This is a genomic window from Bdellovibrionales bacterium, from assembly GCA_018266295.1.
Taxonomy (GTDB): domain Bacteria; phylum Bdellovibrionota; class Bdellovibrionia; order Bdellovibrionales; family Bdellovibrionaceae; genus JACMRP01.
Genome location: JAFEAQ010000011.1, coordinates 610,953 through 625,255 on the forward strand (window position 1 = coordinate 610,953; position 14,303 = coordinate 625,255).

At 47.5% G+C, this 14,303-nt stretch carries 20 protein-coding genes; 11 read left to right on the plus strand and 9 right to left on the minus strand.

The genetic code is table 11. The features are described 5' to 3' along the window. Positions 1–3: 3 nt before the first annotated feature. The 3 genes from JSU04_11680 to JSU04_11690 form a co-directional block, all read right to left on the minus strand. Entirely contained in the window at positions 4–483 is a 480-nt protein-coding gene (locus tag JSU04_11680; protein MBS1970962.1) for a peroxiredoxin, read from the minus strand. A gap of 110 nt (positions 484–593) precedes the next feature. Next, on the minus strand, positions 594–2,735 hold the full coding sequence (locus JSU04_11685) for an FUSC family protein (protein ID MBS1970963.1): 2,142 nt from the start codon (positions 2,733–2,735) through the stop codon (positions 594–596). A 75-nt stretch (positions 2,736–2,810) separates the two neighbouring features. Next, the gene (locus JSU04_11690; GenBank protein ID MBS1970964.1) at positions 2,811–3,140 is read right to left on the minus strand and encodes a DUF1904 domain-containing protein; all 330 of its coding nucleotides are present in this window, start codon (positions 3,138–3,140) and stop codon (positions 2,811–2,813) included. A 104-nt stretch (positions 3,141–3,244) separates the two neighbouring features. On the opposite strand from JSU04_11690, the gene JSU04_11695 reads away from it, so the two are divergent. Continuing rightward, positions 3,245–3,814, plus strand: coding sequence for a hypothetical protein (locus JSU04_11695; protein MBS1970965.1), 570 nt, complete (start codon positions 3,245–3,247; stop codon positions 3,812–3,814). Between the two features lie 91 nt (positions 3,815–3,905). Next, positions 3,906–4,412 carry a hypothetical protein gene (locus tag JSU04_11700; protein ID MBS1970966.1) on the plus strand — a complete coding sequence of 169 codons (507 nt, stop codon included), beginning with the start codon at positions 3,906–3,908 and terminating at the stop codon, positions 4,410–4,412. Between the two features lie 2 nt (positions 4,413–4,414). Here the strand turns inward: JSU04_11700 and JSU04_11705 are convergent, their stop codons facing one another. Then, a complete protein-coding gene (locus JSU04_11705) occupies positions 4,415–4,663 on the minus strand; it encodes a BON domain-containing protein (protein MBS1970967.1) in 249 nt (82 codons plus the stop codon). A gap of 154 nt (positions 4,664–4,817) precedes the next feature. Here JSU04_11705 and lysM point away from each other — a divergent pair, with 154 nt between their 5' ends. Together lysM and JSU04_11715 are read left to right on the plus strand one after the other, a co-directional pair. Continuing rightward, a complete protein-coding gene (gene lysM, locus JSU04_11710; protein ID MBS1970968.1) occupies positions 4,818–5,291 on the plus strand; it encodes a peptidoglycan-binding protein LysM in 474 nt (157 codons plus the stop codon). Between the two features lie 122 nt (positions 5,292–5,413). Further along, positions 5,414–5,752, plus strand: coding sequence for a hypothetical protein (locus tag JSU04_11715; protein MBS1970969.1), 339 nt, complete (start codon positions 5,414–5,416; stop codon positions 5,750–5,752). A gap of 36 nt (positions 5,753–5,788) precedes the next feature. Here the strand turns inward: JSU04_11715 and mtgA are convergent, their stop codons facing one another. Genes mtgA through ybaK form a run of 3 tightly spaced genes read right to left on the minus strand, consistent with a single transcriptional unit; the run spans position 5,789 to position 7,502 of the window. Beyond that, on the minus strand, positions 5,789–6,526 hold the full coding sequence (mtgA, locus tag JSU04_11720; GenBank protein ID MBS1970970.1) for a monofunctional biosynthetic peptidoglycan transglycosylase: 738 nt from the start codon (positions 6,524–6,526) through the stop codon (positions 5,789–5,791). Between the two features lie 17 nt (positions 6,527–6,543). Continuing rightward, the gene (locus JSU04_11725) at positions 6,544–6,993 is read right to left on the minus strand and encodes a hypothetical protein (GenBank protein ID MBS1970971.1); all 450 of its coding nucleotides are present in this window, start codon (positions 6,991–6,993) and stop codon (positions 6,544–6,546) included. A gap of 17 nt (positions 6,994–7,010) precedes the next feature. Then, positions 7,011–7,502, minus strand: coding sequence for a Cys-tRNA(Pro) deacylase (gene ybaK / locus JSU04_11730; protein MBS1970972.1), 492 nt, complete (start codon positions 7,500–7,502; stop codon positions 7,011–7,013). Positions 7,503–7,616: 114 nt separating this feature from the next. Between ybaK and JSU04_11735 the strand changes: the two genes are divergently transcribed. From JSU04_11735 to JSU04_11745, 3 genes are all read left to right on the plus strand, one after another. Continuing rightward, positions 7,617–7,979: a hypothetical protein gene (locus JSU04_11735; protein MBS1970973.1), complete on the plus strand. Its 363-nt coding sequence runs from the start codon at positions 7,617–7,619 to the stop codon at positions 7,977–7,979. An 82-nt stretch (positions 7,980–8,061) separates the two neighbouring features. After that, positions 8,062–8,493, plus strand: a complete 432-nt coding sequence (locus tag JSU04_11740) for a hypothetical protein (protein MBS1970974.1) — start codon at positions 8,062–8,064, stop codon at positions 8,491–8,493. A gap of 80 nt (positions 8,494–8,573) precedes the next feature. Further along, positions 8,574–8,987: a CBS domain-containing protein gene (locus JSU04_11745; protein MBS1970975.1), complete on the plus strand. Its 414-nt coding sequence runs from the start codon at positions 8,574–8,576 to the stop codon at positions 8,985–8,987. Positions 8,988–9,055: 68 nt separating this feature from the next. Here JSU04_11745 and JSU04_11750 read toward each other — a convergent pair whose 3' ends face one another. Next, the gene (locus JSU04_11750; protein MBS1970976.1) at positions 9,056–9,988 is read right to left on the minus strand and encodes a hypothetical protein; all 933 of its coding nucleotides are present in this window, start codon (positions 9,986–9,988) and stop codon (positions 9,056–9,058) included. Between the two features lie 139 nt (positions 9,989–10,127). Here JSU04_11750 and JSU04_11755 point away from each other — a divergent pair, with 139 nt between their 5' ends. Continuing rightward, the gene (locus JSU04_11755; GenBank protein ID MBS1970977.1) at positions 10,128–10,616 is read left to right on the plus strand and encodes a hypothetical protein; all 489 of its coding nucleotides are present in this window, start codon (positions 10,128–10,130) and stop codon (positions 10,614–10,616) included. Here the strand turns inward: JSU04_11755 and JSU04_11760 are convergent. Continuing rightward, positions 10,596–11,255, minus strand: coding sequence for a hypothetical protein (locus JSU04_11760; GenBank protein ID MBS1970978.1), 660 nt, complete (start codon positions 11,253–11,255; stop codon positions 10,596–10,598). The two genes, JSU04_11755 and JSU04_11760, sit on opposite strands and share 21 nt — an antisense overlap. Positions 11,256–11,349: 94 nt before the next feature. Between JSU04_11760 and JSU04_11765 the strand changes: the two genes are divergently transcribed. The 3 genes from JSU04_11765 (at position 11,350) to JSU04_11775 (ending at position 14,301) form a co-directional block, all read left to right on the plus strand. After that, entirely contained in the window at positions 11,350–12,819 is a 1,470-nt protein-coding gene (locus JSU04_11765) for a lipase maturation factor family protein (protein MBS1970979.1), read from the plus strand. 142 nt (positions 12,820–12,961) lie between these two features. Continuing rightward, on the plus strand, positions 12,962–13,099 hold the full coding sequence (locus JSU04_11770; protein MBS1970980.1) for a hypothetical protein: 138 nt from the start codon (positions 12,962–12,964) through the stop codon (positions 13,097–13,099). Then, on the plus strand, positions 13,093–14,301 hold the full coding sequence (locus JSU04_11775) for a DUF2817 domain-containing protein (protein MBS1970981.1): 1,209 nt from the start codon (positions 13,093–13,095) through the stop codon (positions 14,299–14,301). The genes JSU04_11770 and JSU04_11775 overlap by 7 nt, the downstream gene beginning before the upstream one ends. The last annotated feature ends 2 nt before the right edge of the window (positions 14,302–14,303 follow it).

Consider the following 14,303-nt stretch of genomic DNA (forward strand, 5'->3'; position numbering starts at 1 on the left):
GCGCTATTTTTTAGCCTTCAACTTAGAAATCTCGCCGGCAATTTTTTCCGAATCGACCACGGGATCCACGTCTTTCTGGATCGAGCGGATTTTCAAGTCTGGATCAACAATGTAAGTCCAGCGCTTTGACATCTTCATGGCTGCCATCTTTGTACCGTAAAGATCAATCACGTGATCATCCGGATCTGCCAGCAGGTTGAAATTCAAGTGATGAGTTTTATGAAACTCCGCTTGCTCGGCAACGGTGTCCGCACTGATGCCATAGACATCGGCGCCTTGCGCACGAATTTTTTCGATATTATCGCGGAAGGCGCAGGCTTGTTTGGTGCAGCCCGGAGTCCCCGCTTTTGGATAGAAATACAGAACGGTCCATTGACCTTTGCGCGACTTCAGATCGAAGTCTTTGCCTTCATGAGTTTTTGCAACAAAGAGAGGAGCTGGATCATTCACTTTGAGTTCTGCGGCATGAACGGATTCGAGCATAAGAAAACCACCTAGAAGGGACGTTAATAGGGCCAAGTATTTCATACGGTATCCTTTCAATAAATATATTGAAAGATCTTGGCCCGATTACTAACAAAACACAAGATGGCTTAATTGTCGGCGTGCAGCAGTTGGCGACGCTTTCGACGGAGATATTTAAGTACGTATTCCGTCAAAGTATTAAGACTATTCGTCATACGATCAGCTTCAAAAAAGATGCTGCCGTAGGCTTCCGCCGCTTCCGATCCGTCTGTCTTTGCTAACGCAACATAGGCCGCCCGGATATCCGGAAACTCACTGTGTGGAATATCACGGCCACGCAGGGCTTCTGCTTGCAAGCTCAAGGTTTTTTCGACGTGTTCAGAAAAAATCAAAAATGCTTTTCGCTGCTCTTCTGACAACGCACTGAGATTCGCGGCCTCAAGTGACATCGAGCCATGGGCAAATCGGTTTGCGGCGACCGTCATGGCGCTCAGGACCTGGATGTCTTCCACATCCGCGCGGCGTTCGACGGTAAACCGCCCAGAGGCTGCCAAAAAGTTGGCCCGTGTCACACGTGACTGCTGACGAATGCGATCCACTTCCAGTGGCGCTTGGTCCCGATAAACCACCGCATGAAGATAATCACGATAGCCTTCCAGCATCCGCGCGATCACTTCACGGAGTTGCAAGTTCTCAGAGGTCGGCCACAGCCAGTACACTATCAAAGCCACTGCCCCGCCGAGCAGAGTGTTAATCCCACGGGACCAAATCACATCTTTGGGCGCCACGCCCGTCAACGCCAAGAGCACCACCACAAAGCCCGATACACACATCGCAAACACACCGTAGTTGCTCGACCCCGCCCAACGGATCAGGAAAGTAAAAATAAAAATCAACACAACGGCCGAGACCGGACCTGCCGGCAAGTAGTGAAATAAAAAGGTCGAAATCACAAGGCCGATCAAAGTCCCACCAACACGCAAGAAACTGCGAGTGACTGTCGAAGCATAGTCCGGCTTTAACACCACCGCAATCGTCATCGGCAGCCAATAAGGACGTGGAATCTTCAGCGTGTGACTGAGCATCTCCCCTAAAATCATACACACTGCCAAGCGAACCGCGTGACGGAATCCCGGAGATTGAAAAGTCATATTGGCGCGAATAGCGGCCAGACCACTCCAGTAACGCAGATGAATCGGCTTCTGTGATTCTTTCTTTGCCGCAGCCTCCATCCCTTGGGGCGTGGTCTTTTCAGTCAGTTCAACAATCGCGCGCAACTGCCCGGCCATCGCTTCAAGCTGATAAGTCAGGTCATTTAAAACGGCGGTAAAAAACGGGCTCTGCTCAAGATTCTTTTGTTCGCCGATTTTGTCGATGCGAGCTTGAATTTCGGCGATGTACTTCGGCCCAACACCACGAACCGGCCCGAAATTGATGACTTCAGCAACGGCCTTTAAAAGCTGCGAGGCAAACCCGAGGGCCTCGTTAAGTAATACGGCACTGCCATGGGACTTGCCGTCACGGGTCAGCCTGCGCCCCAAGCGATTCAAAGAAATCACCGTCACGCGAACACGCTCTGCTTGGCTAAGCAATGAGCGATAGCGGCGCGCTTCCGGATCGGTATCCCCGGCCAAAGCGGCCAGTTGCGCCTGAGTTTCGATCGACTGGGCACTTCCTGCCGGCGCACTCGTCGTTTCATCACTGCTGACAGCAAGCATGGCAATTTGTAAATACAGATTGCTCAAAGCCCTGCGCTCGGGTTTGTACTTTCGTATTGGCCATAGAGCCACACTGATAAACGCCTGAAGGCAACCGCCGAAAAATGCATAGGCACTGAGTTCTAAAGCAACCAAAGGAGTGAGTCCTTGTGCAGAGAAAATCAAGTAAGTCGCCACAACGACCACACCGATATCCGCGGCGACATTATCAACGACCACGAGCATCGCGCAGAAAAAGGCAATCACCACAAGCATGACAAGAAAAAGCACGGAGTTGTTCGCCGACACCGCGCCCATGAAGACGGCCAACGCCGAAAACAGCGATGCTGTCAGCATGCGCTTGCCGCGAGTTGAATACGAATCCGATTTATCCGAGAAGCAAACGTTCAGCGCACCGATTGCAATCGACAATCCTGCTGCCGGTGACGACAGGAAACTACCAAGCACCATTGAAAGTGCCACACCGAGCGCACTCCGAAAGCCAACCCAGGCTTCCATTTTTGTTTTATCGAAGGTGATGATCTGAGACCAGAGAGTGTTCTCTTTTGCCATGAAGGTAGAATAAACCTTCTCTCCGTGACATACCAATTTGGTTTTTGTTAATTTTTGTTAATTTCAATTAACAAACTAGAAATGACGGCCGTTCTCGTAGTACTGCTCTTTGGGGAGATGCTGAAAAACCACAATCACATCTTCATACTTTCCGAGCCGCTTCAGATGGTCGGTAATAATTTGTGCAGTTCGATCCTGAATGTTCTGTGGCCGCGCGAACATCAGCACTTCGACGAAAGGATAGGACTCCGTCTTTGCTCCTTGAGAGAAAAACTGCGTGGCAATACTTTCGAACGTAAAGTTGTCTTCGCTGGTCCCCATTTCCTGCGCGAGCTCTTTACAAAGTAATGCGCTAAGTTCTTGAATGTACTCACTCTTTACTGCGCGGAAGCGTATATGTGGCATTGCTGCACCTCGTAGGCTCTTATACATCTATTTTCTTTTGGAAAAAAGCTAATAAACTGAGGTCTATTCTTTCACGACAAGTGAAACAGAAAGGATCTTCTCCTATGAAAAAGTTCGCTTTTATCGCCCTCAGTATGGTGCTTGCAGCCTGTGCAAATCCTAATAAGGCCAAAGACCTCGACACAAAAGTCGACATGACCGCTCCGGTCAATGCTGGTGGCGTGATCGGCGTCAAAGACGGCGATATGGTTTATCAAAGAAAAGTGCAAATGAACGAAGAGCTTCGTAACCTTGAAACTGAAGTTTATAATCTAGAAGCCAAAGTTTACGGCGGTCCTCGTTACTTGGACAACCGTGGATTGTATGGAGTGCTGAAAGACTGCCGCGCTGAAATGAGCGAGAAGTCCAACGGCGGCGACGGGAAGCTCTTGTGGACTGAAAAACGCGAGTACGTAACCGCCGAGGACGATGTCAGCAAAATCGGAGTTGAAGACAAGAAGAAAATCGTGGGCGTCTCTGAAGAATACTTAAAAGACCGCCTCGAAAGATTCAAAAACTACCGCAAAGTTTTGATGGATCGCCAAGAAGAGTACGAAACAAAAGTGAAAGTTTGCGAACTCGAATTGAAGTCCAAGCAAAAAACAGCCGCTAAGAACAAAACAGCCGACGAATAGTAGATCAATTATTCGTCAAATCTCTGGCAGGATTTCGTCACGGGACAACTCCCGTGGCCTGGAATAGATTCGAAATCCTCAAGGAGGTCCCATGTTTTTACTGAACCTGCTGTTCGCAAGCAGCCTGGCTCATGCTGCGTCTTTTGATAAGATGATCGGCACATACCAGATCACGGACTGCAAAGAGTCCTCGGATCATTACTCAGGCAATAAATTCTGCAACTATGACAAGCTCTCGATCGGCGTGAATTCGATCGCAACCGTTTTTCACTTCTTCACAGTGAATGATGCGACTCACGCCCATGAGGTCACGGCTTACCCACTCGACGCCAAAAGCAACATCGGCTATGAGTACCAAGAGATCACAAATATCTATGCGTCTCTCGCGCGCACAATGAGCACTGGAAATCCCAAATACGACTATAATACGACAACGACGATCACGCGCATCGCCGAGCAAAATTATCTACTGGTCACACAAAGCGAGATGCCGGGATTTAACCAACATCAGAGTTTTGTGATCCACATGACAAAGATCAGCGATATCTACGAAGAGATGCCGCCAATTCCACCGGATCCGAATGATCCACCAGACTGAGTTTAAGGAAAAATGGTTTCGTTATACTTTACTTCAAGGTAGTTACGAACACCTTTGACCCCCGGAGACCTTGCCACAAGGTCTTCGGCGATAAAACGCATTTCATCGTCAGGCACGGAACCGACAAGGCAGACTTCACCTTCTTCGAGGTCGAATTGAATATTCGTCGTATCGACTTCTATATGGACTCGCAACAAATGCGAAAGATCATCATACATTTGCTCGTCCCACGAATGAAAACCGAAGCGCATAGAAAACTCCTTTATATCGAACTCATTCTAAGCCAGTGATGACGAATTCCTGTGGCGAAGTTTTGAAGAAAAAGCGAAAGCACGTCCTCCAGAACATCCAAGGCTCTTGCTAAACTCTGAAGTGAAAACTCTATTCACGAGAAAGGATTTATTTATGGGATTGGTTAGTTTCTTCAAAAATGCGGGCGAAAAACTTTTCGGCACGGCGAAAGAGCCTGATGCTGAATCCATTAAAAAATACATTCAGTCGCAAGGTCTTTCTACCGAAGGACTCGACATCAGCTTCGATAAAGGCACCGACACTGTGACAGTGGCGGGCCAGGTGGCGGATCAAACAACTAAAGAAAAAATTCTTCTTTGCTGTGGCAACGTTCAAGGCGTGGCAAAGGTGCAGGATAATTTGAAAGTCTCAAGTCCTTCCCAAGAATCTCAGTACTACACCGTTCAGAGTGGCGATACACTTTCAAAAATCGCGGCTCGCTTCTATGGGGACGCAAAAAAATACAATCTGATCTTCGATGCAAATCGTCCGATGCTCTCTCATCCGGACAAGATTTATCCCGGACAAAACCTGCGTATTCCTCCCCAAGGCGTGAATCAGGAAAAAGTCATGGAACAGCATCCATAGTATGGAAGATTTCAGGGGCAAATTGACTCCGAAGGAGAAGGTGGTGTCATTCTATCTTCTCCTTTTTTCCTAGTGTTTCTTTTCGATTGGCTTTTTCCGCAGTAACAAATATTGCTAGCGCCATGAAAAACATTCTTTTGATTTCTTTATTCTTGGTTTTAGGTGCTTGTGCAAAGAACGGTCACGGCGATAGCGACACATCGGTAGCGACAGTTCCTGCTCCGAACGTGAACAACAACGTTTACCAAAATGGTCCACAAAATTCTGGGGCACGTCCTGGCCAATATCCTTACGGTTACAACTACAATGACAACGGCTGCACGACAGGCCCTCAGCAATATCCAACGCTGAATCACTACTGCGAAGGTCTTCGTAACGATATCCGTAACAACCGTTGCGCGATCCAAGCTCGTTACAATGACTTCCGTCAATACTGCCAAGGCCGTCGCTGGCAGCGCTAGAATAAATTTCCAGGATTTAGTAAACAGATCGCTTGCTTATTGAGTGGCGTCGTCGTCAGAAGAGCCGAACTTCAGAAAATCCCACATGTTCGCTTCTTCGACCTTCGGAACATTCGGAGAGACGCGATACAAAATGCGGCGCTGGCGGGCCAGCACATAAGGTGATGGACGATCTATGCGGAAGCGATTTGGATTCGGCAGAACCGCCGCCATCATAGCTGCTTGCGACGGTGTCAGCTTCGCAGCCGGGCGATGGAAATAGCGCTGAGCAGCCGCTTCAACTCCATAAACTCCCGGGCCGAATTCAATCACGTTCAAGTAAACTTCCATGATGCGTTCTTTAGACCAAATCGACTCAATCAAAACCGTGAAGTAAGCCTCAAGCCCCTTACGAACCCAATCACGGTTCGGCCACAAGAACACATTCTTTGCCGTCTGCTGACTAATCGTGCTCGCACCCTTTTTACGCTTATGAGTTTTATTGTACTTCATGGCCTTTTCAATGGCCTCGAAATCAAAACCCTTGTGGTCGTAGAAACGATAGTCTTCGGCTTTTAAAACTGCGCGCTGAATGCTTGGCGAGATCTGCTCTATCGGCACCCAGGTTTTGTGCATGCCCACGAACTCAGGCTCAAAGATTGACACCGTGGTACGGATGACCATCAAAGGCGTCAGGTACACCGGCATAAATGCATAAAGCAAAACAGCACCCAGGCTACTGAGGAAGCAAAAAAGAACGGTGCGCAGAATGAGAGATTGCCAGGTTCGCTTCATAATTTTCGGGTTAAGAACTAAGCTCCGCGTTTGCTGGCTGTCAGAACTAATTCGCCAGCGCGAATTTCTAAAATAAACTTATCGCCTTGAGAGCTTTCAAACTCCGTCCAATAGTCCTCAGACGCCGGCAGATTTAAATCGCGAAGACTTATTTGGGCCTTTACTGACTTTGGCATAATCGTCACATGGGCTGACGGCGCAAAACCAAATGTGCAGCTTGCAGAAGTGTCACCCACACCGCATTTGATACGGATACTGCCATCGCTGGTGGCCGCGACCAAAGAGCCTTGGCCGCCGAGCATGTCGACGAATTGCTCAAGACGCAAATCGCCCTGGCGGGTGTTTACAAGTACAACGACTTTGTTAGGTTTATGGAAAACAGCGACAGAGTCAGAAGCTGCAAAAGCCGTTGTAGAGATTTGCAAAGCCATCAATACTGTGGAAACAGCCGCAAAAACGAATTTCATGACAGAAGCCCCTTCAATCACCCCTTAATGCCGACACTGACAAGCGTCGGTTTAAGGACCCGGATCAATTCTTGTGGGGAGAGAGATACCAAATAACCCCGACGCCCGCCATTAATAAAAATCCTTTCGAGATCCAGGATGCTTTTTTCAAGGTAAACAGGCATTTTCTTTCTGGTTCCAAACGGTGACGTCCCGCCGACCTGATAGCCCGAATGTCGCTCAGCAACCTCGGGTTTACAGGGGCTCACCTTTTTTACCCCCAGCTCCCGAGCCATTTCCTTCGTAGAAACCTGCATATCCCCGTGCATAAGGATAACCAGGGGCTCTTTGGCGTCATTTTCCATGATCAGGGTCTTAATCACAGCGTGTTCCGGAACCCCGAGCTCGCGGGAAGAAACCGAGGTCCCACCCTTTTCCTCATACCTGAAAAGATGGCTGGTAAAATGCACCTGATGATCCAAAAGTTCTCGAACGGCCGTGGTCATCGGGGGTTTTTCCTGGTCACTCATACTTACCTCAAAAAATCTCTTTATAAGACGTCAATTTGTTTATCATTTATAACAAGTCTTAAGTTTAGCATAAAGGCCTCCGACAAATCTCTAGACCATAGGGGAAGGTGACTCATGAATTTACCGTTAAAGATGATGTCGGCAATGTTTCTGACAATGGCATTGATGTTTTCTGGCGAAGCCGCATTGGCGAAAAAGAAAACAGCCCACAAAAAGAAGTCTAAGACTGACGTCAGCATGAACTTGAAAAAGAAAAAGTCCAAGTCTGCGAAGAAGTCTTCAAAGGCCAAATCTCACGCTTCGAATAAGAAGTCTAAAAAGCAGCATACTGCAAGCTACAAGAACGCTTCAAAGTATATGAGTAAGCGTGCACCGGCGAGTGCCAAAAAGCATGCAAAGAAAAGCTCTTCGAAGAAAACAAAAATGAGCGCTAAATCCAAGTCAAAAAAGAAGCTTCATAAGTACTATAGTTCATAGAATCGGTACAGAATCTTCCTTTTTAAGAAATCTCCTCAAGTCATGATGATTAAAAAATCAGAATCACTTGAGGAGGCTTCTTATGAAATTCATCATCTTGGCATTCTTGCTTCAGGCATTGGCGCTTCCTGCTTCCGCAGCAATCCTATTTCCAACGACTCGCCCGGCGCTCGGCCTCCTTTGCTCTGCCACCGACACCGATTTTAAATTTGAAATGGTCATCAACCAGTTTACCGGCGATCTCTTCGAAGGCACTTTCATTCTCAGCGAGAACAGCAAACAAGTCCCCTCCACAGTCAAACAATACAGCAACTATAACAGCAACGTGCTTATTATCGTCAGCACCGGCCCGCAAGGCGATGACGATGATTTGGGCTACGTCATTGAACTCAATAAATCATACGATGGTTCTTACTATGGCAACGCCACGAAGTACGTCGCCAATCCCCCAGGCACACGCGATGAAAAGGGTGACACCTATGTTCGTTTAGAATGCCAATCAAGTACACCTTGATTTCGTAAAATCATCCACAGTTCGCAACATTTATGGATCTTGTCGTTTGTTAAAATAAAACCGTTCACAAGGAGGATCTTATGTTAGTCAGGGAAATAATGCGCGACAAAGCCGAAGTGATTCACTTTGACCACTCGGTCGAAGAAGCCGCGCAAATGATGAAGAAAGGCAATTTCGGTTCCCTGCCCGTAGAGCAGAATGACAGAATGGTGGGTATGATTACTGACCGTGACATCACGATTCGCGTCGTTGCGGAAGGACTAGATCCCAAAGAAACCAAAGTCATCGATTGTATGACTGAAGGAATCAGCTACTGTTATGATGATGAGGATGCAGATGCCGTCGCTCGAAAAATGGCCTCTGTCCAAGTAAGACGTTTACCAGTCATCAACCGAAATAAAAGACTTGTAGGCATCATCAGTTTAACCGACATGGCCCGAAATGCCAGAAACGAAAAACTCACTCAAGAGATCGTATCCCAAGTGGCACATTAGAGCGGGTGCCCCTTGTTCGAGAGTTGCGGATCCCCTATGGGCCGCAACTCTTCCTATTTTAAAAAACTCTACAGCAACGAGAACACTGTCGAAAGATTGACGGTGGTAGTGTCCATCGCCAACTTGCCCGGATAGAAATTCAAATATGGAGATACAAACACTGTTTTCTTAAACGCATAACCAAAAGAAAGCTTTTGAGTCACCGTCTGTGGTACCAACGCCGTCGTATTATCCTTCGCGCGTGGATTCCAGAAAGCAAATCCCAAGCTCGTGCTGAGGCTCGCACGGTCTGAAAAATTATATTTCAGAGACGGCGACAGAATCCCCGTGTAGCGAGGCGTATTGCCATCAGTCGGCTGATAATCACGGTTATAGACTTTATAAAAGAACATCAAATCCACGCCGCTTGTAAAGCCGCTAGTGCCTAGGTCAAACAATGTGGAACCAATGTAGTTCAAACCTCCGGCAATTCCCACCGCCTGATAAGTCGGAACTGTTTCAAACGAAACACCAAAGGCATTTCTCATTTGCACATCACCCACACGGTGAAACATATCGTAACCGATCTGGGGCGTGTTCACGTCCATACGGTTCATGCCATGGAAAGGATAAAGAGCGCTCAAACCCCCGCCCAAGAAAATCGCCGAGTTTGAATCCAACCGATAACGACCGCTGATGTTGCCTTTGATGTTCGTCGCATTCACCCGTCTCATGTTATCAGGGTTCGGCAGATCCTTCTCGAGCGGTTTGCCAATCGTAGGTCCATTATAGCCGAGATCCAATTTAAAGCTATAACGAGACAAAGACCCCAGATCCGCACGCATCTTCGCATCCGTGATCTCGCGCGTGTCTTCGAATTTTTTATTCTTGATCTTCACATCCGAGGTCATCGTTTGCGTTTCGCTCGATGTCGCAGGTTGCGGCAATGTCAAAGTCGACTGAGCGTGCGCAGTGCCCATAAGCGCAAAATAGAACACCAGAAGCTGAATAAGAGCTTTCAAGAAAACCTCCGCAGGTTGTGTGCAACCCTTAACTAGTAAGCCCCTCACCCGTTGTCAATGCGGGGTTCAATACGAAAACAGGGTGAAAACTCAATGACAACAGACCGAGTCCTGTGCTTAAAGTGTGGAGGGAGGCTTCATGACAGCTCACGGACACCACGAATCCACACTTCAACTGCGCAAAGCTCTGCTTAATTTGCAGAAGGAACTCTTAGGCCATCTGAAAGAGATCTTTGAAAAAGAGAACGGCCGCAGTGTAGGACCTGGAGAATGGTTGCAAGTGATCATGGTGGCACAACGCTTCGCTTGGTTGCGTGAATTGACCTCTTTGGTCGCTGACATTGATCTTTTAACAGAATTACAAGAAATCACTCCGGAGCAAGCCGGTGTCGCGCGCTCTGAAGTTGAGCGCATGTTCTTCCATCCGGAATCAACGTCTGAGTTCAACAAGCACTATCAAAACCTGATGAAATCCGGAGCGCCATTCGTCGTATCCCACGGCCATCTCCGCGAAAGTATGAACAAGTTGCCGAAGCCGCCAAAAGAATACTCGGTGGAAGAGGCTGCAGAAGCTCGCAAAGTGTGGCACCAAGAGCACCACGAACAATCACGCAAACGCCGTTCTTAATTTTTTCGCGTATTTAAAAAATAAATTATCTTCGCCAAGCACCTTCAGGAGCTTGGCTTCGGCCTCTTCTGCGGAAATTTCTTGCGATTGCAACCAAAGCTCTTCAAACAGCGTGGCTGTGGCCCCCACATTCAATGACGGGAAGCTGGAGTCCTCTGTTTCACCAAAGCCCACAAGAAAAAGATAATTCCACAGCGGCTTCAAGGTCCGGTTGTACTGTCCCTCAAGAAAACGCCCACGCAGGCCCAGGGTTTCCTTCAAAGTTGGTGTGGATTGGGGTGAATCCATCAGCAAAGCATCCAGGGCTTCCTGTGAAGGTCTTTCGAGAAAAATTTTTCCTTGGGATGTGCCGAGATAAGCCAGAAGATTTACGAAAATTTCTTTGGAAAAAAACGTCGCACGATTCCGATACCATTTCGAATAAACGACGTCATGACTTTCAGAAAGCTCAGTGCGCAAACCCCACAACTCGCCAACACGATTGTCACCGCCTTCATCCCATTCCCAACGCATTTCAGAGCGCGGATAAAGACACGACCAGATACTTTTCGGCTCTTTGCGATTATCAAGAGGATACACCAGCAGACATCCTTCTTTTTCAATCGCCTTGATGATCTTTTGACGTTTTGATGTCTTCATGAGGGCACACTAGCAGTTGTTACTTATTCACACCAGAAGATTCACTTGTAAGTTTTAATACGCATCTTCTAAAATTATTTGCGAGGTGCCAACTATGAATGAAACCAGCTATGCCATGTCCGCCTGGGTCCTTTCAAAGGGCATCGCATTTTGTTTTATACTCGCGTTTCTCGCTCTCATTCCACAAGTCATGGGTCTCTATGGAAAAAACGGCATTCTTTCAATTCAGCAATTCATGAGAGTGCTGGAAGAACAGACCGGCCCACAAAGATATTACGAGTTACCGACGATTTTTTGGTTTAATGCAAGCGACGCATTTCTTTACTTTATCGGCGGCCTGGGGCTTGCCACTTCGACGCTGGCACTGATGGGATTTTGCCCACCGCTCATGATGATCACCGCATGGGTTTGCTATTTATCCTTTGTCAATTCTGGCCAGGACTTCCTTGGTTTTCAGTGGGACTCACTGCTTTTAGAAGTCGGTGTGCTCGCAATCTTTCTGACGCCGTGGGGATTTGACTGGAAACCATGGACTGCCTACGAACCCTCCGTGTTTGTACGCTGGCTCTTTTGGATTTTGCTTTTCAAATTAATGTTTCTTTCCGGTGTTGTGAAAATTCTCAGCAAAGACTTTTCGTGGCGCGACTTCACCGCTTTGAAATATCACTACTGGACACAGCCCATCCCCAATCCCCTGGCTTACTTCATGGATAAATTGCCACTGTGGTTTCAAAAAGCCAGCTGCGTGCTGATGTTCTTTATCGAACTCGCAGTTCCGTTTTTAATTTTTATTCCGGGACCTCTGCGCTGGCTAGCGGCGGCTTTGATGATCGGCCTGCAGTTGTTAATCGTTTTAACCGGCAACTATGCATTCTTTAATGTCTTAAGTATCGTCCTCTGTCTTTTTCTCTTGGATGATTCTATTTGGCGGCTGTTTCTACCGAAAATCTTTCCAGCTATGACCGTCGTCACCGACAATCCTTTCTTCTATGAATCAATGGGTCTTGTGCTGGCTGTGCTAATGATACCGCTCAATCTTTTCTGGTTCGGCCTTGCTTTTCGCGAAAACTCAAAACTCCTCAACCCGGCCATTCCGATTATTCGGGCGATTTACAATTATCGTTTTAATTCGAGCTACGGTCTTTTTGCGGTGATGACGAAAGATCGCCCCGAATTGGTTTTACAAGGCAGCAATGACAACGAGATCTGGGTGGACTATGAATTCCGCTACAAGCCCAGCCGCCTTGATAAGATGCCGCCAATTGTGGCTCCTTATCATCCGCGTTTAGATTGGCAGATGTGGTTTGCCGCCCTCGGCACCTTTAGTCAGAATCTATGGCTGCAAAATCTGATGGCACGCATATTTATGAAATCAGAGCCTGTAATTGATCTGCTCAAAAACAATCCTTTTCCAAATGCTCCGAAGTACATGCGTCTGGTAAAATACCAGTACAAATTCTCAACAACCAAAACTTTGTTCGAAAAGGGCGAGTGGTGGACACGCGAATACATCGGTTTGTACTCGCCTATATTTGAGAAGACTGACTTCGTTCCCGAAGAATAATCATTTCACTTTCATTCAGCCAATGACGCATAGGGTTAGCGGGGTGCTGGGTGAGAACTCTAAAATGCTCGTTGTGGGCCCTCATGGGGTTCGATAGAATGATTGCCATTCATGGACGAATCAAAACACAAAGGAGTTTTATATGGAAACTAAGATGATCCAGAATAAAACAGAAAAAGAAACGACGCCAACAACTCTGATCACTGAAAAGCAACAACCTGCACCTACTGAACGCCCTCCAGCACGCCGTCGTAGCCGCCGCCGTTTGCCAGCTTGGTAAGACTCTTAATTTTAAGCATCATTTCTGTTTTAACGATGAACTCTTCGGCGTATGCCGAAGAGTTTTCCGTTTCTCAACGCCTTGAAAATTTCAAATCGACATACGAAGAGGCCCGCTCCGCATTTCTTGCGAACCTGGAAACTCTTAAAAAATCAAATCCCGGAATCGAAATCCACGCGGTTCAAATCCCCACTCGCACCCGCGAAACCTTGATGATGGATGTGGCTTACTTGCCGCCGAAATCCGGCAAGAAAGAACGCCTATTAATTCTGACTTCAGGCATGCACGGCATGGAAGGCTTTGTCGGAAGTGCTTTGCAAAATCAGTTCATCCAGGAAAACTTCTGGAACATGCGCGATGAAAACCTTGGGATTCTCTTTGTTCACGCCGTGAATCCTTACGGCTTTAAGTTCATGCGCCGGGTGACCGAAAACAACGTCGACCTCAATCGCAACTTCGATACGGATAACAAACTCTTTTCTCAGAAGAACGAAGGCTACGAAAAAATCAGCTACATGCTGAATCCGCCGGACATTGCCCATGCGGGATTTTTTGATCGCCTGGGTTTTTACTACGAGTGCGTAAAAGCCATTGCGAAATACTCCATGGACAGCCTTCGTCGCGCGATTCTGCGTGGTCAGTATGAAGAATCCGAAGGTCTCTATTTCGGCGGCAAAGACTTTGAGCCGCAAAAAGATCTGATGGAAAAAGAAATCCTCGCGGTCGCTCCAGGGTATGAGCAGACACTCTTAGTTGATCTGCACACGGGCTACGGCCAACGCGGTCATTTACATCTGTTTGCCGACATGGCGCCATCCATGGACGCTGAGTACCTCAAAAAAGTGTTCAATGGCTATGACATGGATTATGGCCAGAAGAAAGATTTCTACGAAGTCTCTGGTGGCTTTGTTGTTTTCGGCGCGAAGGTTCTGCAAAACAAATCCCGCTATGCCGGCATCGTCTTTGAGTTCGGCACTCTCGACAGCCAAAAAACGCTAGGCTCACTCGATTCCCTTTATCGCATGGTGCGTGAAAATCAAAAATTCCACCACGGGGCTCAGAACAAAGAACAACATGATGAAATCACTCGCTTGTTTCAAGAGATGTTCTATCCGTCAGCCCCTGAATGGCGCGAAGCTGTCGCCAAACAATTCCAAGAAGTCCTCACGCTCGGTTTGAAGAATCAAAAAGCATTGAAATAGCC